Source organism: Pseudonocardia sp., assembly GCF_035305885.1.
Classification (GTDB): domain Bacteria; phylum Actinomycetota; class Actinomycetes; order Mycobacteriales; family Pseudonocardiaceae; genus Pseudonocardia.
In genome coordinates, this window is the sequence record NZ_DATGOP010000103.1 from 1 (window position 1) to 23,309 (window position 23,309).

At 74.3% G+C, this 23,309-nt stretch carries 27 protein-coding genes; 15 read left to right on the top strand and 12 right to left on the bottom strand.

All coding sequences use genetic code 11. The features are described 5' to 3' along the window. The 6 genes from VKZ81_RS21590 to VKZ81_RS21615 all read right to left on the bottom strand — a co-directional run. Positions 1-348, bottom strand: a 348-nt coding sequence (locus tag VKZ81_RS21590; protein ID WP_324243452.1) for an ABC transporter substrate-binding protein, incomplete at its 3' end; no start/stop codon positions are given. Beyond that, on the bottom strand, positions 345-1,196 hold the full coding sequence (locus tag VKZ81_RS21595; RefSeq protein ID WP_324243453.1) for an ATP-binding cassette domain-containing protein: 852 nt from the start codon (positions 1,194-1,196) through the stop codon (positions 345-347). The genes VKZ81_RS21590 and VKZ81_RS21595, both read right to left, overlap by 4 nt. Beyond that, a complete protein-coding gene (locus VKZ81_RS21600; protein ID WP_324243454.1) occupies positions 1,186-2,061 on the bottom strand; it encodes an ABC transporter ATP-binding protein in 876 nt (291 codons plus the stop codon). Before VKZ81_RS21600 ends, VKZ81_RS21595 begins: the two co-directional genes overlap by 11 nt. Then, positions 2,058-2,978 carry an ABC transporter permease gene (locus VKZ81_RS21605; RefSeq protein WP_324243455.1) on the bottom strand — a complete coding sequence of 307 codons (921 nt, stop codon included), beginning with the start codon at positions 2,976-2,978 and terminating at the stop codon, positions 2,058-2,060. The genes VKZ81_RS21600 and VKZ81_RS21605 overlap by 4 nt, the downstream gene beginning before the upstream one ends. After that, positions 2,975-3,967, bottom strand: a complete 993-nt coding sequence (locus VKZ81_RS21610; RefSeq protein WP_324243456.1) for an ABC transporter permease — start codon at positions 3,965-3,967, stop codon at positions 2,975-2,977. Before VKZ81_RS21610 ends, VKZ81_RS21605 begins: the two co-directional genes overlap by 4 nt. 71 nt (positions 3,968-4,038) lie before the next feature. Then, entirely contained in the window at positions 4,039-4,821 is a 783-nt protein-coding gene (locus VKZ81_RS21615) for an IclR family transcriptional regulator (protein ID WP_324243457.1), read from the bottom strand. A 481-nt stretch (positions 4,822-5,302) separates the two neighbouring features. On the opposite strand from VKZ81_RS21615, the gene VKZ81_RS21620 reads away from it, so the two are divergent. The 4 genes from VKZ81_RS21620 to VKZ81_RS21635 all read left to right on the top strand — a co-directional run bounded on the left by VKZ81_RS21620 (position 5,303) and on the right by VKZ81_RS21635 (position 8,323). Then, positions 5,303-6,004: a DsbA family oxidoreductase gene (locus tag VKZ81_RS21620; RefSeq protein WP_324243458.1), complete on the top strand. Its 702-nt coding sequence runs from the start codon at positions 5,303-5,305 to the stop codon at positions 6,002-6,004. A gap of 78 nt (positions 6,005-6,082) precedes the next feature. After that, positions 6,083-6,484, top strand: coding sequence for a GlcG/HbpS family heme-binding protein (locus VKZ81_RS21625; protein WP_324243459.1), 402 nt, complete (start codon positions 6,083-6,085; stop codon positions 6,482-6,484). 132 nt (positions 6,485-6,616) lie between these two features. Then, on the top strand, positions 6,617-7,189 hold the full coding sequence (locus tag VKZ81_RS21630) for a hypothetical protein (RefSeq protein WP_324243460.1): 573 nt from the start codon (positions 6,617-6,619) through the stop codon (positions 7,187-7,189). 45 nt (positions 7,190-7,234) lie between these two features. Beyond that, the gene (locus VKZ81_RS21635; protein WP_324243461.1) at positions 7,235-8,323 is read left to right on the top strand and encodes a VIT1/CCC1 transporter family protein; all 1,089 of its coding nucleotides are present in this window, start codon (positions 7,235-7,237) and stop codon (positions 8,321-8,323) included. Here the strand turns inward: VKZ81_RS21635 and VKZ81_RS21640 are convergent. Continuing rightward, positions 8,320-9,648, bottom strand: coding sequence for an MFS transporter (locus tag VKZ81_RS21640; RefSeq protein ID WP_324243462.1), 1,329 nt, complete (start codon positions 9,646-9,648; stop codon positions 8,320-8,322). The two genes, VKZ81_RS21635 and VKZ81_RS21640, sit on opposite strands and share 4 nt — an antisense overlap. Positions 9,649-9,821: 173 nt before the next feature. Further along, complete coding sequence (locus VKZ81_RS21645; protein ID WP_324243463.1) at positions 9,822-11,192, bottom strand: LLM class flavin-dependent oxidoreductase; 1,371 nt, start codon at positions 11,190-11,192, stop codon at positions 9,822-9,824. A gap of 278 nt (positions 11,193-11,470) precedes the next feature. On the opposite strand from VKZ81_RS21645, the gene VKZ81_RS21650 reads away from it, so the two are divergent. Continuing rightward, positions 11,471-11,914: a hypothetical protein gene (locus tag VKZ81_RS21650; protein WP_324243464.1), complete on the top strand. Its 444-nt coding sequence runs from the start codon at positions 11,471-11,473 to the stop codon at positions 11,912-11,914. 6 nt (positions 11,915-11,920) lie between these two features. Here VKZ81_RS21650 and VKZ81_RS21655 read toward each other — a convergent pair whose 3' ends face one another. Continuing rightward, complete coding sequence (locus tag VKZ81_RS21655; RefSeq protein WP_324243465.1) at positions 11,921-13,339, bottom strand: DUF2252 domain-containing protein; 1,419 nt, start codon at positions 13,337-13,339, stop codon at positions 11,921-11,923. A gap of 16 nt (positions 13,340-13,355) precedes the next feature. Continuing rightward, the gene (locus VKZ81_RS21660; protein ID WP_324243466.1) at positions 13,356-13,844 is read right to left on the bottom strand and encodes an NUDIX hydrolase; all 489 of its coding nucleotides are present in this window, start codon (positions 13,842-13,844) and stop codon (positions 13,356-13,358) included. Between the two features lie 177 nt (positions 13,845-14,021). Here VKZ81_RS21660 and VKZ81_RS21665 point away from each other — a divergent pair, with 177 nt between their 5' ends. The 10 genes from VKZ81_RS21665 to VKZ81_RS21710 all read left to right on the top strand — a co-directional run bounded on the left by VKZ81_RS21665 (position 14,022) and on the right by VKZ81_RS21710 (position 20,261). Beyond that, positions 14,022-14,522, top strand: coding sequence for a DUF1269 domain-containing protein (locus tag VKZ81_RS21665; protein WP_324243467.1), 501 nt, complete (start codon positions 14,022-14,024; stop codon positions 14,520-14,522). Between the two features lie 72 nt (positions 14,523-14,594). Then, positions 14,595-15,725 (top strand): AI-2E family transporter, encoded by a 1,131-nt coding sequence (locus VKZ81_RS21670; protein WP_324243468.1) that lies wholly within the window; start codon positions 14,595-14,597, stop codon positions 15,723-15,725. A gap of 84 nt (positions 15,726-15,809) precedes the next feature. Then, a complete protein-coding gene (locus VKZ81_RS21675) occupies positions 15,810-16,232 on the top strand; it encodes a DUF7144 family membrane protein (RefSeq protein WP_324243469.1) in 423 nt (140 codons plus the stop codon). Continuing rightward, positions 16,229-16,444 carry a LapA family protein gene (locus tag VKZ81_RS21680; protein ID WP_324243470.1) on the top strand — a complete coding sequence of 72 codons (216 nt, stop codon included), beginning with the start codon at positions 16,229-16,231 and terminating at the stop codon, positions 16,442-16,444. The genes VKZ81_RS21675 and VKZ81_RS21680 overlap by 4 nt, the downstream gene beginning before the upstream one ends. Positions 16,445-16,463: 19 nt before the next feature. Continuing rightward, entirely contained in the window at positions 16,464-17,858 is a 1,395-nt protein-coding gene (locus VKZ81_RS21685; protein WP_324243471.1) for a diacylglycerol/lipid kinase family protein, read from the top strand. 63 nt (positions 17,859-17,921) lie between these two features. Further along, a complete protein-coding gene (locus tag VKZ81_RS21690) occupies positions 17,922-18,233 on the top strand; it encodes a DUF3040 domain-containing protein (RefSeq protein ID WP_324243472.1) in 312 nt (103 codons plus the stop codon). A gap of 108 nt (positions 18,234-18,341) precedes the next feature. Then, on the top strand, positions 18,342-18,758 hold the full coding sequence (locus VKZ81_RS21695) for an SHOCT domain-containing protein (RefSeq protein WP_324243473.1): 417 nt from the start codon (positions 18,342-18,344) through the stop codon (positions 18,756-18,758). After that, positions 18,755-19,522: a hypothetical protein gene (locus VKZ81_RS21700; protein WP_324243474.1), complete on the top strand. Its 768-nt coding sequence runs from the start codon at positions 18,755-18,757 to the stop codon at positions 19,520-19,522. The genes VKZ81_RS21695 and VKZ81_RS21700 overlap by 4 nt, the downstream gene beginning before the upstream one ends. 29 nt (positions 19,523-19,551) lie before the next feature. Beyond that, a complete protein-coding gene (locus VKZ81_RS21705; RefSeq protein WP_324243475.1) occupies positions 19,552-20,019 on the top strand; it encodes an RDD family protein in 468 nt (155 codons plus the stop codon). After that, the gene (locus tag VKZ81_RS21710) at positions 20,016-20,261 is read left to right on the top strand and encodes a PLDc N-terminal domain-containing protein (protein ID WP_324243476.1); all 246 of its coding nucleotides are present in this window, start codon (positions 20,016-20,018) and stop codon (positions 20,259-20,261) included. Before VKZ81_RS21705 ends, VKZ81_RS21710 begins: the two co-directional genes overlap by 4 nt. A 5-nt stretch (positions 20,262-20,266) precedes the next feature. Here VKZ81_RS21710 and VKZ81_RS21715 read toward each other — a convergent pair whose 3' ends face one another. After that, positions 20,267-20,512, bottom strand: a complete 246-nt coding sequence (locus VKZ81_RS21715; protein WP_324243477.1) for a DUF8691 family protein — start codon at positions 20,510-20,512, stop codon at positions 20,267-20,269. Positions 20,513-20,619: 107 nt separating this feature from the next. Further along, entirely contained in the window at positions 20,620-23,205 is a 2,586-nt protein-coding gene (locus VKZ81_RS21720) for a winged helix-turn-helix domain-containing protein (RefSeq protein WP_324243478.1), read from the bottom strand. Between the last annotated feature and the right edge of the window lie 104 nt (positions 23,206-23,309).

Genomic DNA, 23,309 nt, shown 5'->3' on the forward strand with positions numbered 1-23,309 from the left:
GTCCTCCGCGGTGAACGGCTCCCCGTCGTGCCAGCGCACGCCGTGGCGCAGGTGCAGCGTCAGCGCGAGCCCGTCGTCGCTGAGCTCCCAGCTCTCGGCGAGCCCGGGCGAGAGCTCGTAGTCGTCGGACATGAAGATCAAGGTGTCCATGAGCTGGGCGCTGAACAGGATCGGGTACGTCCCGCCCACGAACTGCGCGTTCAGCCCGACCGTCATCGGGTCGCCGTTGACCGCGTACACGTACGTGCGGCCGTCCTGGCCACCGCCGCCGCCCGAACAGGCGCACAGCGCCAGCAGGCTCGCCACCAGGACCGCGAGCAGCCGGCGGCCCCGGTCCGTCCTCGTCATCTGCCCGTCTCCGTCGTCTGCACGGTCTCCTGCCCCTTTGCACGAGTTCCTGACACGTGGGTGCGGCGCGCCTGCCGCAGGACCGGCGCGGCGGCCAGCAACGTCCGGGTGTAGGGGTGCGACGGCGCGCCGAAGATGACGTCCTTCGGGCCGTCCTCGACGATCTCGCCGGCCCGCATGACGTAGACGTGGTCGGCGACCTTCTGCACGACCGGCAGGTCGTGGGTGATGAACACGTAGCCGACGCCGAGCCGATCCTTGAGGTCGGCCATCACCCGCAGCACGCCCGCCTTCACCGACGCGTCGAGGGCCGACACCGCCTCGTCCGCGACGACGATCCGCGGGTTCAGCGCGATCGCCCGCGCGATGAGCACCCGCTGGCGCTGGCCACCGGAGAGCGCATGCGGGAAGCGGTCGAGGAACTCCTCGGCGGGGTTCATGCCGACGAGCCGCAGCACCTCGCAGACCTTCTCCCGCACCTCGGCGCGGCCGGTGGCGATCCGGTGCAGCCGGATCACCTCGCCGATGGCCTGCTCGACCCGCTTGCGCGGGTTCAGCGAGCCGGCGGGGTCCTGCAGCACCGCCTGCACGCGGCGCCGGTAGTCGACCCGCTGCGCCTTCGTCATCGTCGCGACCGGCACCCCGTCCAGCTCGACGCTGCCCGAGCTCGCCGGGATCAGGTCGAGCAGGATGCGGGCGAGCGTGCTCTTGCCGCTGCCGCTCTCCCCCACGATCGCGACGAACTCGCCGGGCCGCGCCCGCAGCGTGGCGTCCCGGACCGCGTGCACGGGTCGCGCCCCGCGCCCCGACCGGAATGTCTTCGAGACGTTCTTGGCCTCAAGGAGCATCGGCGGCCACCTCCTCGGCGAGCTCGCGCCGCAGCTCGGGCGGCACGGAGTACAGCTCCACCCCGTCGTCGGTCAGGCTGCGCACGGCGCGCAGCAGGGCCTGCGTGTAGCGGTGGCGCGGCTCGGTGAGCACCTGCTCGGTGGGGCCCTCCTCGACGATCCGCCCGCCGTACATGACGTAGATCCGGTCGGTCATCCCGGCGACGACGGCGAGGTCGTGCGAGATCAGCAGCAGCGATGTGCCCAGCTCGCTGACGGTGGCGTCGAGGGTGCGCAGCACGCGCTGCTGGACGGTCGCGTCCAGCGCCGTGGTCGGCTCGTCGGCGATGATCAGGCGCGGGAGCTTCGCGATCGCGATGGCGATCAGCACCCGCTGGCGCATCCCCCCGCTGAGCTCGTGCGGGAACTTGGCGGCCACCTCCTCGGGGTGCTCCAGCCCCGCCTGTTCGAGGAAGCGGTGCACCGCGCGGGTGCGGGCCGCCGCGTCGCCCTCGCGGCCCGCCGGGATGGACTCGGCGACCTGCTTGCCGACGCGCATCGTCGGGTTCAGGTAGGTCAGCGGGTCCTGGAAGATCATGCCCACGTGCTTGCGCCGGACCTCGTCCCACGCCGCGGGCGGGGCGCCGACCATCTCCGTTCCCGAGAGACGGATCGACCCGCTCACCCGCACCAGCGGGGAGGTGGGCAGCAGCCCGGCGATGGCCCGCCCCGTGACGGACTTGCCCGAGCCGGACTCTCCGACCAGGCCGACCCGCTCCCCGTCGGAGATCACCAGGTTCACGCGGCGGACCGCCTCGACCTCGCTGCGGTGCCCGGTGGGGAGCACCACGTTCAGGTCCTCCACCGCGACCAGGGGGGCGCTCACTTGACCCTCCCGATGGTCGGGTTGAGCGCGTCGTTCAGGCCGTCGCCGAGCAGGTTGACGGCGAGCACGACGAGGAAGATGCAGCCGCCGGGCACGAGGGCGAGCCACCAGCCCTCGCGCATGTAGGACTGCGCGGCGTTGAGCAGCGAGCCCCAGCTCGGGTTGCTCGGGTCGCCGATCCCGATGTACGACAGGCCGGACTCGATGAGGATCGCGCGTCCCACGGTCATCGTGGTGGCCACGAGCACCGGCGGCATGGCGTTCGGGATCACGTCGGACCAGAGGATCCGCATGCCGTGGAACCCGGCCGCCCGCTGCGACTCGACGTAGCCGAGCTTCGAGATCCGCATCGCCTCGGCCCGCACGATGCGCCCGACCGCGGGCCACATCGTGATCGCCAGGATCGCGATGATGATGCCGACGTTCGAGCCGAGCAGCGCCGCCGCCACCAGCGCCAGCACCAGCCCGGGCAGCACCTGGAAGAACTCGGCGATCTTGACCATGACGGTGTCGACCCAGCCGCCGAAGAACCCGGCGATGCCGCCGATGACCACGCCGAGGGTCATGCACAGCAGCGCGACGCTGAAGCCCACCGCGAGCGAGATGCGCCCGCCGTGCACGACCCGCGCGAGGTAGTCCCGGCCGAGCATGTCGGTGCCGAGCAGGTGCTCCCCGCCGGGCGGCAGGAGCTTGGGGTAGCTCGTCGCCATCGGGTCGTCGACGAAGAACGGCCCGAGCCCCGAGACGAGGACGAAGACGACCAGGAGCGAGCCGAACACCACCGTGGACGGCCTGCGCAGGAACGCCCGCCAGGTCGCGGTCCGCCCGCCGCGGGGCGGCTGCGGCGCGGTGGCCGGGTCCGGTTTCGGCGGGGGCGCGTCCGTCGGGAACGGCGCCTCCGAGACCTGCTGCGTCATCCCACCACCTCCGGGCTCGGCTTGTTCGGCGTGAACCGCGCGCGCAGCCGCGGATCGACGATTCCGTAGACGACGTCGGTGACGATGTTGACCACGATGATCGTGAACGTGAGCACGATCGTGATTCCGAGCACGACCATGTTGTTCTTCCGTTCGATGGCGTCGACGAGCAGCAATCCCATTCCGGGCCAGCCGAACACCCGCTCGATGAGCACGGAGCCGGCGAGGATGAATCCCAGGCTGTAGCCGGAAACGGTGATCATCGGCAGCAGGGCGTTCGGCAGGGCGTGCCGGAACACCAGTCGCCGCGACGAGAGCCCTTTCGAGCGGGCCGTGTCGATGAAGTCCTGGCCCAGCGACTCGATCATCGACGAGCGCATGATGCGCGCCTTGTACGCGAGCTCGCTGGTGGCCATCGTGATGATGGGCAACACCATGTGCTCGAGGGAGATCCCCGGCTGGCCGTACGGGCTCTTGCCCCCGGTCGGGAACCAGCCGAGCGTGATCGAGAAAACGATGATCAGCAGCATCCCGAGCCAGAAGTTCGGGATGGAGAACAGCCCGACCGTGAAACCCGAGATGCCCGCGTCGAGCCAGCGTCTGCGGGTGCGCGCGGCGATCGACCCCAGGACGATCCCACCCGCGGTGGAGAGCACGAACGCGGGCACCGCGAGGGCGAGGGTGGTGCCCACCCGGCTGAGGATGATGTCCAGAACCGGCTCGGCGTTGGTGGCGAACGAATAGCCGAGGTTCCCGGTGAGCACGTTGCCGAGGTAGACGAGGTAGCGCTCCCAGGCGGGCCGGTCGAGCCCGTAGGCCGCGATGAGCTGCTGGCGGAACTCCTCGGTGAGCGGAACGTCGCCGACGAGCGCCTGAACCGGGTCTCCGGGCGCGAGCTCGAGCAGGAAGAACAGGACCGTGATGACGGTGATGAAGAGGATGAACGACGACAGCAGCAGGCTGCCGTAATGCCAAAGCCGCGCCTTCATCAGCGCCTCCTTGCGCTCTCGTGCGTCGTCGCAGCCGTTTCCTGGGGCCGCCCTCGTGGGTGGCGCCTCCCTTATGGGGAGACCAGTGAGCTGAGCTTTTCCGCGGCCTGTCGCAGCGAGTCCACCGGCTCTCCCGATCTCTGGCCCGGCGAGAGCGTCGCGGTCGTGCCGATCATCGCCATCGCGGCCCCGATGTCGCTCCGGCCGAAGATCGGCGCCGCGACCGAGGCGAGCCCGACCTGCCCGAGGTCGGCCCAGGCGAGCCGGTCGCGGCGCACCGACGCCAGCTGGGCGCGTTCGCGCACCGCCTCCTCGGGGGCGAGGCGGGCCAGCATGCGCGAGACGACGGCGGGGTCGGACTGGAACGCGAGCAGGACGCGGGTCTGCGCGGCCTTGAGCTCGAGGACCGTCCCCACCCGCACGGTGAGCACGACCGTGCCCGCCGACGCCTCTTCGACGAGCGTGACGACGGCGCCGGACCGGCCGAGGAAGCTGAGCACGACCGTGAGCCCGGTGCGGTCGGACAGGTCGCGCATGATCGCCGGCGCCAGCGTGAGGATCTGCTGCCGCCCGGAGATGACGGCGGCGAGCTGGTCGAGCAGCGGGCCGGGTCCGTAGCCGCTGCCGAGGAAACCGGACGACTGCAGCGCCTGCAGGTAGCGGTGCGCGGTCGTGCGGTTGAGCCCGAGCCGCTCCGAGACGGTCGCCGCGGTGAGCGCGGGTGTGTCGCCGTCGAACAACGAGAGCACCTTCGCGGCGCGCTCGATCGACTGGATCGGGCCCCGGTCCGCCTCGGCGGCCGGGGCGAAGTCGCCGTCGCGGTCGACGGGCTCCGCGTTGGCTTCGCCGTGCATCCCAGGCTCCGTGAGGTCGCTCGATGTTCACTATGACGACTTACATGTTCGGCATATGAACGCTAGACGGCGCTGCTCGCGGCCGTCAAGGGTCGGTCGGCGGGCCTCGGGAGGTCGAACGCGCGCAGCACGCTCCACTCTGGTGCACCGCGCACCTCCCGTCGACCACACCACAACGATCCGGATCGTGGATGTGTACTCGCACTATGCGAACGGCACCAGAGAGTTTTCCGGCAGGGGAAAGCCGGGGAGTGCCGCGCCGGGTGGCCGCGGATGGTCCCTCGCCGTGGTGGCGGCGTCGCAACACGACCCGGCCCCGGGGCCCGCCACGGGCCGCGGGGCCGAACGACCGCGTGCCCCGGCCCGTCCGGCCCTACCTGCCGCTCCCCACCGCTCGGCATCCTCGAGGTGACGGCAGTGGTCACAGCACCGGTGCCGGGGCCGAGAGGCGGCCCGTGGAGGTGCCAGTGGAGGTGGAGGTATGGAGCCCGGTCTGATCGTCTACGGCGACTTCGGCTGCCCCTACAGCTACCTGTCGAGCCGGCGGGCCGACGCGCTCGGCGCTGCGGACGTGCGTGTCGACTGGCGCGCCGTCGAGCACGACCCGCAGCTGCCGGTGATCGGGCGGCGGCTCGACCAGGACGACCACCTGCGGATCAAGCAGGAGCTGGGCGAGGTCACCGAGCTGCTGCTGCCCGGGGAGACGCTGCCCTGGGAGCCGCCCACCCTCGCCCCGAACACCCAGGCGGCCGTCGCGGGCTACGCCGAGGCGTACGGGGCGGGCGTCGCCGACGACGTGCGCCGGCTGCTGTTCTCCACGTACTGGGTCGACGGGGCCGACATCGGCGACCCCGAGGTGCTGCGCCGCCGGCTCACCGGGCCGTTCCTGCGCGGGAACTCCCCCTCCGACCCGCTGCGCGAGAGCGGTTACGCCGTGAGCGTCGCGCGAGGGCCGATCACGACCGCGGCGTGGCGGCGGATCCGCGCCTGGCGGGAGGAGTGGGAGCGGCTGGGCACGCGGGTGGTGCCGACGCTGGTCGAGGGCGACCGGGTGCTCGCGGGCGTGCCCGCGCTGCGCAGGCTCGGCGAGCTGATCGTCGAGCACGGCGCCCCGGTCGACCCGGAGCTGCCCGACCCCGCGCGCTACCCGAGGAGGAGGGTGCCTGCTCCGGGGTGGTGGTAGTCCCCGCGCCGGGTCGTGGCCGCCGGAACGGGTACGCGAGCGGGGTCCGCCCACCCACCACCCACAGGGAGGCCCGCCATGACCGCACTGACGCTCGCCGACGCCCGGCGCGTGATCGCCGCCGCCGAGGCCAAGGCCGACGAGATCGGCCAGCCCATGAACGTCGCCGTGGTCGACGCGGGCGGCAACCTCGTCGCCCACGTCCGCATGGACGGTGCGTGGCTCGGCTCGGTCGACATCTCGATCAACAAGGCCTGGACCTCGCGCGCGTTCGACATCACCACCAAGGAGCTGGGCGAGAACTCGCAGCCGGGCCAGGACTTCTACGGGATCAACGCCTCCAACGAGGGCAAGGTGATGATCTTCGCCGGGGGGATCCCGCTGGCCCGCGACGGCAGGACCGTCGGGGCGGTCGGCGTCAGCGGCGGCACCGGCGCGCAGGACCACTCCGTCGCCGAGGCGGCCGCGGCCTCCTTCTAGAGCCACCTCCGCCGCGCTAACGGGGCCGCCACCGCACCCGAGATGAACCCGCACGGGGGCACCGGAGGGGGTGGATCACATGGGAACCGTCGGTGTGCCGGTAGAACGGACCCCCGCACTGCGGAGGACGTGATGGCGCCGGCCATGGTGCCGACGCCGCAGCCGGCGGGCGACCCGGGGCCACCGCCGCCCGCCGGAGGGGCGTCCCGGCGCCTCGGTCTCGTCGTGCTCGGCCTGCTCGCCATCGGCGCCTGCGGGGTCGCGCTCGCGGCGGCGGTGCAGCCGCCCGCCGCCATGTCGCTCGTCATGGTCGCCGCGGCGCTGTTCGGGTTCACCGGCGGGCTTTCGGCCGCGCTGCTGCGCGCCCCGGCGCGCCCGGTGTGGGTACCGGGCCAGCTCACCGCGCGCGACCGGGCCATCGACGACTCCGACCTCGCGGGTGAGCTGCGATGGCGCTGGCGCAAGGCGTGCGAGGGCGCGGGCGTGAGCCGCATGACGTGGACGCCGAGCGGGTGGAGCGAAGCGGTGCCGGTCGTCGTGCGCACGACGCTGCGGCCGGTCCCGAGCCTGACCGTGCGGTTGCGCCCGGACCAGGACATCAGGGACGTCCTCGCGGCGAGGCACCGGCTCGCCCAGCTGATGCGGGTGAACCAGCTCGTCATCACCCCGTTGTCGATCGACATCGTGCGCATCGAGCTGTGGTGACGGTGGTGGGGTTGCCGCACCACCGCATGCGGGAAGATGCGGTAGGTGCACGACGAGAGCGATCCCGACACCTCGCCCCCGCCGCCGTCCCGGCTGCGGCGGTGGCGGCGCAGGCTGGCCGACGAGCGACAGGCGGCTCAGGTCTACCGCGAGCTCGCCCACCGCCGCGACGGCGAGGAGCGGGAGATCCTGATGGGGCTGGCCGAGGCCGAGGAGCGGCACGCCGCCTACTGGGAGCGCAGGCTGGGCGAGCACGTGGGCAGGCCGGTGCGGCCGAGCCTGCGGGCCCGCCTGATGGGCGTGCTCGCGCGCCGGATCGGCTGGGTGTTCGTGCTGGCGCTCGTCGAGCAGGCCGAGCGGCGCCTGACGAACCACGCGACCGCCGACGTGCCCCCGGCGATGCTGGCCGACGAGCAGATCCACGGCGAGGTGGTGCGCGGGCTCGCCGCCCGCAGCCGGGCCCGCATGTCGGGCACCCTGCGCGCGGGCGTCTTCGGCATCAACGACGGGCTGGTGAGCAACGTCGCGCTCGTCCTCGGGGTGATCGGCGGCGGTGCCGACCCCATGACGATCCTGCTCACCGGGTTGGCCGGGCTGCTGGCCGGCGCGCTGTCCATGGCCGCGGGCGAGTGGATCTCGGTCAGCTCACAGCGCGAGCTGCTGGGCGAGTCGGCCCCGGACGAGTCGGCGAAGGACGCCGTCCCGCTGCTCGACGTCGACGCCAACGAGCTCGCCCTCGTCTACCGGGCCCGCGGGATGAGCGCCGAGGACGCCGAGCGCCGGGCGCAGGCGGTGCTGCGCCGCGGCGCCGGCGCCTCCAGGTCCGACAACCCCCGCTCGCACGGCGCCGAGGTGGTCGGCACCGCGGCCCGCGCGGCGTCGTCGAGCTTCGCCTTCTTCGCCATCGGGGCCGTGATCCCGGTGCTGCCGTTCCTGTTCGGCGCCGAGGGCGTCGCGGCCGTCGTGGTGTCCTGCGTGCTCACCGGGGTGGCGCTGCTGCTCACCGGCGCGAGCGTCGCCGTGCTCTCCGGTGGCCCGCCGCTGCGGCGCGCGCTGCGCCAGCTCGCCATCGGCGGCGCCGCGGCGGCCGTGACCTTCCTGCTCGGCACGGCGTTCGACGCGACGATCACCTAGCCGCCGACGCCGGCGGGCACGGGCTCGTCCTCGACCATCCTGCCCTGCGGGCGCAGCAAGAGCGTCGCGGCGAGCGCCACCAGGCACAGCGCCACCAGGTAGACCCCCGCCGGGACCGAGCTTCCGAACTGGGCGGCGAGGTAGGTGGCGACGATCGGGGCCGGCCCCGCCGAGGTGATCGACGACAGCTGGTAGCCGAGCGCGGAGCCGCTGTAGCGGACGTTCGCCGGGAAGGCCTCGGCGATGAGCGCGGCCTGCGGCCCGTACTGCATGTCGTGGACGACGAGCGACAGCACGACGAACACCGCGATCAGCGCGAAGCTGCCGGACTCCAGCACCGCGAAGTACGGCACGGCGAACAGCAGCATCGTCACGATGCCGATGAGGTACATGCGGCGCCTGCCGATCACGTCGGAGAGCCAGCCGAAGAGCGGCGTCGTGACCAGCGACACGATGCCCGCCACCAGGATCACGTTGAGGAACGGCTGCTGGGGCAGCCCGAGGTTGGCCACGCCGTAGGACAGCGCGAACGTCGTGAACAGGTAGAACGACGCGTGCTGGCCCATCCGGACCAGGCAGGTCAGGATGATCTCCCGCCAGTTGCGGCGGACCGCGACGACCACCGGCCGGGACGTGCGCTGCTCGCCCGCGACCATCTGCTGGAAGAACGGGGTCTCGAGGATGCCGAGGCGGATCCACAGCCCGACGCCGAAGAGGATGAAGCTCGCGAGGAACGGGATGCGCCAGCCCCAGGCCAGGAGCTGTTCCTGCCCCATGCCGCTCACCAGCGACAGGGTGGCGGTCGCGAGCGTCAGCCCGGCGGGCGAGCCCCACTGCGCCCAGCTGCCGGTGAATCCGCGGCGGTTGCGGAACGTCGTCCACTCGGTGGCGAGCAGCACCGAGCCGCTCCACTCCCCGCCGACACCGATGCTCTGGACCACGCGGAGCACGACCAGCAACACCGCGCCCCAGACCCCGATGCTGTCGTAGGTGGGCACGACGCCGACCAGGACGGTGCCGAGCGCCATCAGCGTCAGCGTCGCGACCAGGCTCGCCTTGCGCCCGATCCGGTCGCCGAGGTGACCGAAGATCGCAGCACCCAGCGGCCGCGCCAGGAACCCGACGAAGAACGTCGAGAACGCCAGCAGCGTGCCGGCGAGCGGGTCGAACTCGGGGAAGAACAGCTCGTTGAAGACCAGCCCGGCGACCAGGCCGTAGATGTAGAAGTCGTACCACTCGATGGCGGTGCCGACCGTGCCGGCGACGACCGCCTTCACCGCGTCCCGCCGGTCCTCGGGCCGCGGGGTCGGAGCGTTCTCAGCCATGGCAAAAACCCATCGGGTCGGTGCGCGAGCAGCGCAGGGTCGGGGGCGCCCGCTCCGGCGGGCGTTCGGGAGGAGGGGGTCGGGTTCTCGCGGTCAGCGACAGAGCGCGGCGTGCGTGCGGCACAGGTCGATGTGCCACCGCCGCGCCCCGGAGAAGCCGGGCGGGCGGCCGCTCACGGCGCCACCTTCCGGTAGCGCGTGCCGGGGTGGTCGGGCGCGAGCTGCGGACCCGGCGCCGTGCCCAGGTTCTCCCGCAGGGTGGCGCCGGCGACCCCGTCCCGGACGCGCCCGCGGCGGCGCAGCTCCGGCACCACGTGATCGACGAAGTCGGCGAACGTGCCGGGCGTGACGACGTAGGCGAGGTTGAACCCGTCGACTCCCGCCTCGTCGACCCAGCGCTCCATCTCGTCGGCGACGGTCGCGCCCGAGCCGACGACGACGGGCCCGCGCCCGCCGATCGCGACGAAGCGGGCGAGCTCCCCGACCGTCCACTCCCGGTCGGGGTCGGCGGTGGTGAACGCCGCCAGCGCGGTGCGGGTCGCGTCGGTCTCGACGTACTCGAGCCGCTGGTCGGGTGCCGCGCCCGCGAGGTCGACGCCGGTCCAGCCCGCGAAGAGGGCGAGGGCGCCCTCGGTGCTCACGAGCTCGAGGTAGGAGTCGCGCTTCGCCGCCGCCTCCTCGTCGGTCTCGGCCGTGATCGGCGTGAGCATCGCGAAGATCTTGATCGACGACGGGTCCCGGCCCGCGTCGGCGGCCTGTTCGCGGATCCGGTCGACGAACCGGCGCACCACGCCCGTGGTGGGGCCGTTGACGAACACCGCCTCCGCGTGCGTGGCGGCGAAGCGGGAACCGCGCGACGAGGCACCCGCCTGGAAGATCACGGGGGTGCGCTGCGGGGACGGCTCGCACAGGAACGGCCCCGGCACCTCGAAGAACCGGCCCTTGTGCTCGATGTCGTGGACCTTGGCCGGGTCGGTGTAGACGCCGCGGGCGGCGTCGCGCACCACCGCGCCCTGCTCCCAGGAGCCCTCCCAGAGCTTGTAGCAGACCTCCAGGTACTCCTCGGCGAGCTCGTAGCGTTCGTCGTGCGGGATCTGCCGGTCGAGGCCGAGGTTGCGGGCGGCGCTCTCCAGGTAGGAGGTGACCACGTTCCAGGCGATGCGGCCCTTGGTGAGGTGGTCGAGCGTCGTCATCCGGCGGGCGAGCGCGTAGGGCTGCTCGTAGGTCACCGACGCGGTCACCCCGAAGCCGAGGCGCTCGGTGGCGGCGGCCATCGCCGAGATCGCCATGATCGGGTCGTTGACCGGCACCTGGACCGCGTCGCGGACCGCCACGTCGCGCGAGCCGCCGTACACGTCGTAGACGCCGAGGACGTCGGCGAGGAACAGCGCGTCGAAGCCGCCGCGCTCGAGCAGGCGCGCGAGATCGGTCCAGTACTCGAGGTCGGTGTAGCGGTGCCCCTGGTCGTCGGGGTGACGCCACAGGCCGATCGACTGGTGGCCGACGCAGGCCATGTCGAAGGCGTTCAGCAGGATGCGGTTCATCGGTACCCGTGGGGGTGCGGAGGAGAGCTGGCCGGGTGCGGGGTCCGGTCAGCGACAGCGCTCGTCGAACGCGTGTCCCCGCCGCGACGGCCAGAACGGCTCGAGGATCACGGGCATACGCGGCATCTCACCCGGCAGGTGACCGAAAGGCAAGACCCTTGATCCCCACTGTGGTGTTCGGCGCAGTGCCCGCCGGTGTCCTCATCCCGCTCGGATGAGGACGCGGCGCGCGCGCGGCGCGACCCTGCAGGTCCATCGCACGGCGCGGGGGTGGGCTCGTGGTCACGGCGTTCGTCCTGGTCGGTCTGCTGCTGCCACTGCTGCTGATCACCGCCGCGATCGCGCTGGAACAGTTCGAGGAACGCCTCGACCGGACCGTTCCTCGACCGAACCCGGCGACCGCCGGATCGACGGGCCCGAACGGTGACGAGGAGTCCGAGATGGACGAGGTGGCGGAGCGGCGGGAGCGGCGCCTGCGGGCTCAGCCCGGCCCCGGGACGGGTGCCGAGACGGCCGAGCCGCAGCCGAACGGCTCCGCCGATGCGTTCGCGTTCACCGAGGCGGTGGCCCGGGCGGGCTGGTCGATGCGGCTGCACGCCCTGATCGGTGAGGAGGTGGCCCGCGCGGTCGGCGTCGACATCATCACCCCGGCCGAGGCCGAGGTCCTGCTCGGCCGCCTCGCGCTGGTGATCGACCAGGCCGTCGGGGCGAACGAGCGCTGAGCGGGGCTACACGCCCTGCTCGGCCCGCACGCGTCCCGCGGCGATCGCGGCCACGAGGGCGGCGTGGTCGCGCTCGTTGCGGTCGGCGTACGCCTGCGCGAAGTCGGCGACCGCCTCCGCGAACGTCTGCGCCGAGCCGAGGTAGGCCGCGATCGCGATGCGGTCGCCGGTGCGCGCGTGCGCCCGGGCGAGGGTCCAGCCGCAGATCTGCGCGTAGACCTGCATCCCGGCCGGCGCCATCTCCTCGACCTCGACCGAGCCCTTCCAGTCGCGCAGCTGGCGGACGTAGAAGTCCCGCTCCTGCCCGTCGATGCCGGACACGCGCTGCCAGCCCAGCAGGATGTCCCCGGTCGCCTGCATCAGCCGCTGCCCCACCACCACCCGCTCGCCGTGGTTGGCCGGCTCCGACGCGCCGAGGACCGGCTCCAGGACCGAGGGGCCCGCCTCCTTCGCCTGCAGGAACAGCGGGTCGTTCGCGTCGCGTCCCAGCATGAGGATCATGTAGGACCGGGTGCCGACGCTGCCGACGCCGACGACCTTGCGGGCCATGTCGACGTGCCGGTACTGGTCGTAGAGCGCCCGCCGCTCCGGCGGCAGGCTCGCGCGGTAGCCGCGGAGCAGGTCGTGCAGGGTCTGCTCGACGTTCGTGCGGGCCGCGGCGTCCGGGAACAGGTCGCGCACCGGCACGACGATCGGCGGGTCCGCGACGAGCCGCACGCCGCCGTCCGGGTCGGCGGCCGCGAACCGCCGCAGTGCGCCGAGGTTGTCGCGGGTGCGGGCCTTCGCGAGCCCGCGGTCGAGCCGGCGCCGCCGCTTCGGGGCGAGGTCACCGACGTACCGCCGCCGCGCCGCCTCGACCTCGGCGTGCGCGTACCAGACCTGCAGCGTCGGCATCTCGGCGAACCCGCGCATCGCCCGCTGGTACTCGCGCAGGACCGCCCGCAGGATCCGCCTGCGGTCGCGGTCGGGGAACCCGGCGTCGCGGCCTGCGACCTCGAAGCTGGTGGCGAGCCGCTTGACGTCCCACTCCCACGGGCCGGGCAGCGTCTCGTCGAAGTCGTTGATGTCGAAGACCAGCCGGCGTTCGGGGGAGCCGAAGAACCCGAAGTTGGCCAGGTGCGCGTCGCCGCAGAGCTGGGCGCGCAGGCCGGAGACGGGGGTGGTGGCGAGGTCGTGCGCCATCAGCGCGGCGGCGCCGCGGTAGAACGCGAACGGCGAGACCGCCATCCGCCCGTACCGGATCGGCACCAGGTCGGGCACCCGCGCGGCGTCCTGCGCGCCCAGCACCTCGACGGGATCCCGATGCGCGGGTCCGAGCCGGCCGTGGGCGGAGCGCGGGGTCGCGGCGCGGGCCCCGCGCCCCCGCGCGACGTGCCCGGCGACGCTCGTCGGGTCCGGCGCCGTGCGTGCCGTCGTCGTGACCATCCCGGTGTCCTCCCCGTCAGGGCGGGCCGGGGGTGTCGCCGACGACCAGCGCATCGGCGATCCAGCCCCGGGCCGGCGCGGCGATGTCCATGCCGTCCAGCAGCCGCGGCGCGACCCAGGCCGCCTCGCTGGTCTCGATCCCGTCGGCGACCGGTGCGCCCTCGACGCCGCGCCCGGAGAAGACCACCACGAACTGCTGGCGCACGCTCCCGTCGACGGCCCGCACGACGTGCTCCGGGTCGGTGTAGAGCCCGACGAGCCCGGTGATGCGGACCTTGACGCCCGCCTCCTCGGCCGTCTCGCGCACCGCGGTCGCCACGGCGTCCTCGCCGACCTCCACGCGGCCGCCCGGCAGCTCCCACGCGCCGCTGTCGCACCGGCGCACCAGGAGCAGCCGACCGAACCCGTTGCGGGCCGCGACGAACACCGACGGCGCGACCACCGTCGCCCGCGGCGCCTCGGGATCGTGGAAGTACACCCTCCGCGTCGCGGCCGTGGTCTCCATGGCCGACTCCCCTCCTCGCCCGCTGGTCACGGTCGGGGGAGCCACGGTTCGGCGCCTCCCCCGCGACGGATGAACGGCACCCGCTCACCCGGCGGAGGTGATGCCCCGCCCAGGCCGCCCCCGGAGGGTCGGCTGCGTACGCGTCCAGCACGACGACCCCGACCGGAGGGCAGGCAGATGGCGACTTTGACGGTGTGGCGGTTCGACACCGCCGACGGCGCGCAGAGCGCGCTCACCACGCTCGAGCGCCTGCAGAAGGAGGAGCTGCTCCAGCTCGTCGACGCGGCCGTCGTGTCGTGGCCGGAGGGGCGCAAGAAACCGCGGACCGAGCAGCTGCACAGCCTCGTCGGCGCCGGGGCGCTCGGCGGGAGCTTCTGGGGCCTGCTGTTCGGCCTGATCTTCTTCGTGCCGCTGCTGGGCATGGCCATCGGGGCCGCCATGGGGGCGCTGACCGGCTCGCTGGCCGACGTGGGGATCGACGACGACTTCATCCGGCGCGTCCGGGAGGAGGTCACCCCGGGCACCTCGGCGCTGTTCGCGATGACGTCCAACGCCGTCACCGACCGGGTGGTCGAGCAGTTCCGCGGCACCCGCGCCCAGCTCATCTCCACGAACCTGTCCGCCGAGCAGGAGGCGAAGCTGCGCGAGGCGTTCGAGGAGACGGGGCAGCCGGCCTGACGCCGGCGCACGCGGGCGGGGTCACCACGTTCGGGTGACCCCGCCCGCGTGTGCCGGACCTAGCTTGCCGCCATGACGGCTGCACACTCCGAACCCGCGCTTCCCCGCGGTGTCGTGGTCCTGCTGGGGATGGCGGCAGCGGTGATCGTCGCGGCGGGGGTGCAGGCCATGGCCTGGCTGATCGGGCCCGCGTTCCTCGCCCTCATCATCGTGATCGCGGTCGCCCCGGTGCAGCGGTGGTTCCAGCGGAAGGGCTGGCCGCGCTGGGTCATCACGCTCGTGCTGGTGCTCGCGGTGTACGCGGTCGTCCTCGCGCTGGCGCTGACCATCATCGCCTCGATCGCGCGGCTGGCGACGGCTCTGCCGCAGTACGCCGGCCAGAGCCAGAACTTGGCCTCGTCCGCGGCCGGCCTGCTCGCGCGGTTCGGCGTCGGTCCCGGCGAGCTGGAGCACATCGCGCAGTCGCTGGACCTCGGCAAGCTCGCCGGCCTGCTCGGCGCGTTCCTCAGCAGCGTCGCCGGGCTCGCGGGCAACCTCGTCTTCATCCTGGCGCTGCTGCTGTTCCTGGCCGTCGAGACCGGCACCGCGGGCGAGCGGATCCGCCTCATCGCCGCGGACCGCCCCGCGGTCGGCGACGCCCTCACCGGCTTCGCCCGTGGCACCCGCCAGTACCTGATCGTGTCGACGGTGTTCGGCCTGATCGTCGCCGCCCTCGACACCGTCGCGCTGGCGATCATCGGGATCCCGCTCGCCGTCACCTGGGGGCTGCTGTCGTTCGTCACCAACTACATCCCGAACGTCGGGTTCCTCCTCGGGCTGATCCCGCCCGCGCTGCTCGGCCTGCTGATCGGTGGGCCGGCGATGATGACGCTGGTCATCGTCGTCTACTGCGTGCTCAACTTCGTGGTCCAGTCGCTGATCCAGCCCCGGTTCGTCGGCGACGCGGTCGGGCTGTCGGTGACGGTCACGTTCCTCGCGCTGGCGTTCTGGGCGTGGCTGATCGGTCCGCTCGGGGCGATCCTCGCCATCCCGCTCACACTGCTCGCCAAGGCCCTCCTCGTCGACATCGACCCGGGCGCGCGGTGGGCGGACGCCCTGCTGCGGGCCGCCTCCCCCGGCATGGCCGGGCCGCCGCAGCCCACCCCGGCGGCACCGCTGCCGGTCGACGGCCCGCTCCCGCGCCCCGAGCGCGCCCCGGGGTGAGCGCCATTCACCCCTTACGGGCGACGCCCGGGGGGTCCTACGCGGTGACCATCGCCGGCGGGGGGACAGCCACGAGGAGGACCGATGAGCACAGATCTCCCGTCCCGGCCAGCAGGCACCCAGGCGGACGCGTCCCCGTGGGCCAGCGGCCTCACCCTGTTCGCCGCGGCCCTGATGATGGTCGCCGGCGTGTGGCACATGCTCGCCGGGATCGCCGCGCTGTTCCAGGACACCGTCTACCTGCGGACGCCGGAGTACGTCTACGCGTTCGACATCACCGCCTGGGGGTGGATCCACCTGCTGGCGGGGATCCTCCTCCTCGTCACGGGCATCGGGGTCGTGCGCGGACAGACCTGGGCCCGCGCGGTCGGCATCGTGCTGGTCTGCCTGAGCCTGATCGCCAACTTCCTGTTCATCCCGTACTACCCGGTCTGGTCGCTGGCGATCATCGCCCTCGACGTCGCGGTGATCTGGGCGCTGGCCACGTACCGGCGTGAACCGCTGTGAGCAATTCGGCGACGTCGCGCGGCAGGCTGAGCACGAAGCAGATCGTCGCGCTCGTCGTCGCCGCGCTGACCCTGATCTTCATCTTCCAGAACCGCGAGCCGGTGCAGATCGCGTTCTTCACGCTCACCGTCACCGCGGCCCTTTGGTTCGTGCTGATCATCGTGCTGGCCGTGGGCGTGGTCGTCGGCGCGCTGGCGCGGCGGCGGACGTGACCGGGGCGCGGGGCGCGCCGTGAGCCCGCCGCCGACCCCGGCCCGGCGCGCCGCCGCGGGGGTGGCGCTGCTCGCCCTCGCGGGCGCCGTCACCGCCGCGGCGCTCGCGGCGATCCGCAACCTCGGCCTGCTGGTGCTCGTCGCCGCGCTCGTGGTGCTCGCCGTCACCGCGGCGTGGACCGCGCTGGTGAACACCGGTTCCCGCCGGATCGCCGCCGCGGTGCCAGCAGGCGCGTCGCTGGTCGCGACCGTGGCGATCCTGGTGCTCGCCGTGCTCGGGTTCGACGCCGCGGCGGTCGGCCGGATCGCGCTCGTCGTGGCCCTGGTCGCCGTGGCGGTGGGGGCCGCCCGGTACGCGCTCGCCGACGAGTTCGGGCCGCACCGGACCGGCCGGCGGGTCGCACCGGCCCGCGCGGGCGTGCTGCTCGTGAACCCCCGCTCCGGTGGCGGCAAGGTCGACCGCTTCGACCTCGCGGCCGAGGCGCTGCGCCGCGGCGTCCGGCCCGTCCGGCTGCGGCCGGGGGACGACCTGCGGGCGCTCGCGGAGGCCGCGGTGGCGGGCGGCGCCGACGTCATCGGCATGGCCGGGGGCGACGGCTCGCAGGCGCTGGTCGCCGACGTCGCGCACCGCCACGACGTGGCCTTCGTGTGTGTGCCCGCGGGCACCCGCAACCACTTCGCCCTCGACCTGGGGCTCGACCGCAACGACGTCGCCGGCGCGCTCGACGCGTACGGCGCGGCGGTCGAACGGCGGGTGGACCTCGCCCTGATCGGCGACCGGATCTTCGTCAACAACGCCTCGCTCGGCGTGTACGCCACGATGGTGCAGTCAGAGGCGTACCGGGACGCGAAGCTCGCCACGGCCGCCCACCTGCTGCCCGAGCTGCTCGGGCCCGCGGGCCGGCGGTTCGACCTGCGGTTCGCCCTCCCCGACGGGCGGACGGCGCCGTCGGCCGACATGGTGCTCGTCTCGAACGACGCCTACCGGCTGGAGAACATGACCGGCTTCGGGACGCGCCCGCGGATCGACGAGGGCGTGCTCGGCGTGGTCACGGTGACCGTGGACCGGGCGCGGGACGTCCCCGCGCTCGTCGCGGCCGAGGCGACGGGCCGGATCCGCTACTTCCGCGGCTACCGGGCGTGGAGCGTGCCGGAGTTCGTCGTCGACTCCGCAGACCCCCTCGTCGACGTCGGCGTCGACGGAGAGGCGCTGCGCCTGCCACCGCCCCTGGTGTTCCGCTCGCTCCCGGGGGCGCTGCGGGTGCGCACGCCGACGCGCGCCCGGGGCGTCTCCCCCGCCGCGGCCGCACCGCCGGGGATCGGGGAGGCCGTCGCGGCCCTGCTGCGCGTACTGGGCGGGAAGGCCGCCCGCGAGCGGCCCGCGCCTGCGGACCTCGTCACCCCGGCGGGGTGACGACGCCGCGACGGGGCGGGGGCGAGGCTCGGAGACCGTCGATGCGCCGAGGGGAGGTGCGCGATGCCGGTCGGAGCAGGGGGCGAGGCGCTGCGCCGCATCGAGGCGGCCCTGGCCGCGGACGACCCAGCGCTGGTCGAGTCGTTCCGCAGGTGGCGGGAGCCGCCGGGCCGGGACCGCTGCCACGGCGGGTTCACGACGGTCACCCGGGGCACCGGACTCGTGCCGCTGCTGGGCCTCACCGCGATGGCCGTCGGGCCGGACACCACGATCGTGGTGCTGCTGCTCTGGGGCCTGCTGTTCCTCATCGGGAGGCTGCGGGGCCACGGCGACGACGGGGCCCACGACCCGCGGGACGGGGGGATCCCGGTCTGAGCGCCCGCGGGGTTCCTCCCTCGCGGGTGAGGCCCGGCAGCGGCGCGCGGAGGAGGGTCGGGTCCCGCGGATCGATCCGCGGCTCCCGACCGCATCGAGGTGATCGCGATGCCCCTGCTCGAGTTCTTCTGGACGATGTTGGTGATCTTCGGGTTCGTGCTGTGGTTCTGGCTGCTCTTCATCGTGTTCGGCGACGTGTTCCGCCGGGACGACATCTCCGGGTGGGGCAAGACCGCCTGGCTGCTGTTCATGATCGTGCTGCCGTTCATCGGCGTGTTCGCCTACCTCGTCGCCCAGGGCGGGGCGATGGCGCAGCGGCGCAGCGACGAGGTCGCGGCCGGCCGGGCGCGGTTCGAGCAGGACGTGCGGCGCATCGCGAGCGACGGGGACCGGCCGGCCGACCAGATCGCGAAGGCCAAGCGGCTGCTCGACTCGGGCAGCATCACGCCCGCCGAGTACGAGCAGCTCAAGCGCACGGCGCTGGGGCAGGCGCCGGATGCGGCGTCCACGGCGCCGTCGCCGTGACCGGCGGGCCTACCGGCCCGGTGGAGGCCGATCGGTGGGCCGCGACCGAGGTCGGGGTGGGCGCGGCCCTGTGGGCGTGGCAGGTCACGCGGCCCGTGCGCACCGCCGCGGGCTCCGCGGCCGGGGCGATGGCGGGCGCGGTCCTCGCGCTCACGCCGCCGGACGTGCGGTCCGCGCTCACCGAGCGGGCTCGGTCCGGCCGGGCCGCCGCCGAGGAGCTCGCCTCGGCGCTGCTGAGGTTCGCCGTCCGGGGCGTCGTCGCGGCCGTCGTCGACGCCGTCGACCTCACCGAGCTCGTCCGCAGGCACGTCGACCTCGACGCCGTCGCCGCGGGGATCGACCTCGACGCCGCCGTCGCCCGGGTGGACCTCGACGCGATCGTGCGGCGGGTGGACCTCGACGCCGCCGTCGCCCGGGTCGACCTGGACGCGATCGTGCGGCGGATCGACCTCGACGGCATCGCCGCGCGCCTCGACCTCGACGCGCTCGCCGCGAGGATCGACCCGGACCGGGTGGTCGCCCGGGTCGACCTCGACGCCGTCCTCGCGCGGGTGGACGTCCTCGGCATCGCGCGGGAGGTGGTCGACGGGATCGACCTGCCCGAGATCATCCGCCACTCGACCGGCACCCTCACCTCCGACACCGTCCGCACGGTGCGGCGGGAGGCCATGCAGGCCGACGAGGTCGTCGCCGGGATCTTCGACCGGCTGCTGCGCCGCCACCTGCCCCGGGCCCCGGCGCCGCCGGCACCGCTGCCGTCGTGAGCGCGGCCGTGGGAGCCTCGGACAGGCCCGTGGCCGACCGGTCGCGCGCGGGACCGGTCGCGGGCATCGTCACCCGCGTCGCGGCCGCCGTCATCGACCTCGGCGTCGTCCTGGCGATGTTGGGCGTCGCGCTGCTCGTCGTGGCGGGCCTGCGGTTCGCCTGGTCGCCGGTGTCGTTCAGCTGGCCCGCCCCGACCTGGGCGCACTCGCTCGGCGTGGGTGCGGTGCTCGCCGCGCTCTACCTGACCGTCGCCTGGGCCACCAGCGGCCGCACGGTCGGGGCCGGGGTCATGGGGTTGCGCGTGCTGTCCGCGCGGGGCGCCCCGCTGGCCTGGTCGCGGGCGACCCTGCGCGCGGTGTTCTGCGTGCTGTTCCCGCTCGGCCTGCTGTGGGCCGCCGTCAGCGCGCGCCGCCGGTCGGTGCAGGACGTGGTGCTGCGCACCGCGGTCGTCTACGACTGGAGCGACGACGCCGGCCTGCGCGGGGGGCTCCCGTGACCCGGGCCGCGACCGCCGAGCCCGCCTGGGTGGGCCTGCTGTGGACCGGGGTGGTCTTCGTCGTCATCGCGGCGTGGTTCCTGTTGCTGTTCGTGGCGCTGCAGGACCTGCTCGCGCGACCCGACGTCGGTCGGGCGGCGAAGGCGTGCTGGGTGGTGGTCCTCGTCCTGCTGCCGGTCCTGGGGATGCTCGCCTACCTGCTCACCCGCGGCCGGGGAACGGATCGGCGGGAACCCGGCTGACCGGGTCAGGTGCCCGGCGGGAGCGCCTCCTCGGCCGCGGCCCGCCGCTCGGGGGTGCGGCGCACCGACACCACCTCGAGACCGAGCGACTGGATCAGCGCCAGCACGTCCTGGACGCCGCCGTCGTCGGCGACCTCGCCCGTGATCACCGTCCCCGCGGGGACCTCGCGGACCTCCATCCCGGGGAACGCGCTGCGCGCCCGCGCCGAGAGCCGTCCGGTGATCCGGAACTCGTAGCGTCGCTCGGCCACCGCGCTCCTCCTCCCGGTCCAGCCCGGCGCTCCCCGGCGGGCCGCGCCCCCCGGCCACCGTCGTCCGCCGCGGTCGTGGGCGCGTCATCCCGACGAGGTGAACGGGCTCAGGGGAGCAGGCGCAGCTCGTGGGCGCGGTGGATGGCGGCGCGCCGGGTGGAGACGCCGAGCTTGGCGTAGATCGAGCGGATGTGGCTCTTCACGGTGTTGACCGACACCGTGAGCTCGTCGGCGATCTCCCGCGCGGACAGCAGCGACGGGAGCAGGGCGAGCACGGCCAGCTGGCGCTCGCTGAGCTCCGCGTGATCGCCGTCCCGGCCCGCCGCGAGCAGCGCGGCCGCGACGTCCGCGGCGAAGCGGGCCTGCGGCCCGGCCGGTGCAGCGGTGGCGAGCAGCCGCCTGGTCTCCGCGCCGGCCTGCAGGAACGGCCGAACGACCGCCAGCTCGGCGGCCAGGGCGAGCGCGGTGGTGAGCTCGGCCTGCCCCGTGTCCTCGGCGCCGCGCAGCAGCGCGGCCTCGGTGCGGACGAGGTGCGCCTCCACCGGGGTGTGCGCGACGAGCGCGGGCAGGGAACCGTCGACCAGCTGGTCCAGCGCGGTGTGCGCGGCGCCCGCCCGGCCGGCCTCCAGGTGTGCCCACGCGTCCATCAGCAGCAGCTCGCCGGCCTTCCCGGCGCGCCGCTGCAGCCACTCGGCCGTCTCGGCGGCGAGCCGGGGCCGCCCTGCCGTGAGCGCGGCCCGCTGCTCGAGCAGGGCGAGCGCGGCCGCCAGCCCCGCCGGGAGATCGACGTCACCGGACTCGGCGAGCCGCCTCCCGGCGTGGCGCCCGACGGGCTCGCCCAGGTCGGCCGCGGCGGCGCGCAGCACCACCCGCAGGACGAGTTCGTCCCGCGGCGGCGCAGCGACGCCCGAGGACAGCAGCTCCTCGGCGCGCCGCGCCGCGGACGCGGGGTCGCCCGCGAGCAGCTCGCCGTAGGCGAGCAGGCCGACGGGGCCCGCGGACCGGGGCGCGGGCCGTCCGGCGTCGCGGGCCGCCTCGGCCGCGGCGAGGGCGGCGGTGGCCGCGGCGGTCATCTGCGCGTAGTCGCCCCGGAGCAGGCCGAGGTCCGCCCGCAGGGCCAGCGCGCGCATCTCGAAGTAGCCGAACCCGCTCTCGCGCGCGAGCTCGGTGACCTGGTCGACCCGGGCTCGCAGCGCCTCACCGGCATCGCCGGTGCCGGCGACCCGCGCGTCCGCGACGGCGTCGCCGAGCAGGCGCAGCGCCTCCAGGTCCGGCGCGAGCGCGGCGGGCGGCCGCGGCTGCGTCGCGGTCCCGGGTCGGCGCTCCGACACGAGCCGTTCGACGCCCGAGCGCACGACACCGAGCGCGGCGTCGGCGTCCCGCGGCCAGGCCCGCCGGGCCTTCTCCAGCGCGTCGACGGCGGCCAGGTGCGCGCCCTCCGCGTCGTGCACCAGGGCCGCGACCAGCCACGTCGACGCGTCGGACGGGCCGGGTTGCCCGCAGGCCGCGATGGCGCGCCGCACGGCCGCGAGCCGTCCGCTCGCGACGAGCCGGACCCCGCCCTCGCGCAGGAGCTCGACGACCAGCCCGGTGTCGCCGGTGCGCACCGCGTGGGCGAGGGCGTGCTCGGGCTCGTCGGCAGCCAGCCACCACCGGGCCGCCACGGCGTCGGCCCGCCGGTGCAGCGCCGGGAACCGCCGGGCCAGCTCCGCGACGAGGTAGCTGCGCAGCAGGGTGTGGATGCGGTAGGCGCGCGGAGGCACCCGCTCGATGAGCGCGCTGGCGCGGGCGAGGTCGTCGAGCCCGCGCGCGGCGTCGGCGCGCCCGGTCAGCGCGACGGCGAGGTCGGCCGGGAGCTGCTCGCACACCGAGCAGACGCGGAGGAACTGCCGGTCGGCCTCCGGCAGCACCGTCATCACCTCGTCGGTGAGGTACCCCGCGACCGAGCCCTCGCTGCCGGAGAAGGCGGAGACGAAGGCCGCCGGGTCGGCCCGGCCGCGCAGGGCGAGCGCGGCGAGCCGGACGGCGGCCGCCCACCCGCCGGTCCGGGAGTGCAGCAGCGCCACCTGGTCCCCGGCGAGGTCGACCCCGGACGCCCGCAGCACCGCGGCCGTCTCGTCGACGTCGAAGCGCAGGTCCTGGGCGCGCAGCTCGTGCAGGCGCCCCTCCAGCCGCATCCGCGGCAGCGGCAGCGGGGGGTCGAACCGGCCGGACAGCACGAGGCGCAGTCCCGCCGGGTGGCCCCGGACGAGCCTGGTGAGGTCACGCAGCGCCTCGGTGTCGCTCAGCTCGTGGACGTCGTCGACGACGACCCGGACGGGCGGCTGGGCGGCGTCGAACGCGGCGACCAGCTCGTCGATCACGTCCCGGGTGACCCGATCGCCACCGGCGGATCCGACCTCGCGCAGGGGGCTGCCGGCCGGAAGGCCGGGAACCGCCCGCAGCGCAGCGAGCACCGCGGCCCGCAGGCGCGGCGCGTCGTCGCCCGCGTCGGCGGTGACCCACGCCGTCGCGGGGCCGCCCGGGCGGCGCGCCCACTCGGCGAGGAGCGCGGTCTTGCCGTATCCGGGCGGCGCGATCACGACGACGAGCTGTTCCGCTCCGGCCCGGCCCAGCCGCTCCAGCAGGCCGGGGCGCGGGACGTGGCCGGGCGGCGGGCCCGGCGCCGTGATCTTGCTGCCCGAGATCCGCATCGCGAGTTCCCTTCTGGAGCTGGAAGCCTCGTCCGGTCCGGGTGAGGCGGCGTCGCCCTGCTGGGATGAGTTCGGCCTGCTCGGCACGGCGCGAACGGCTCAGC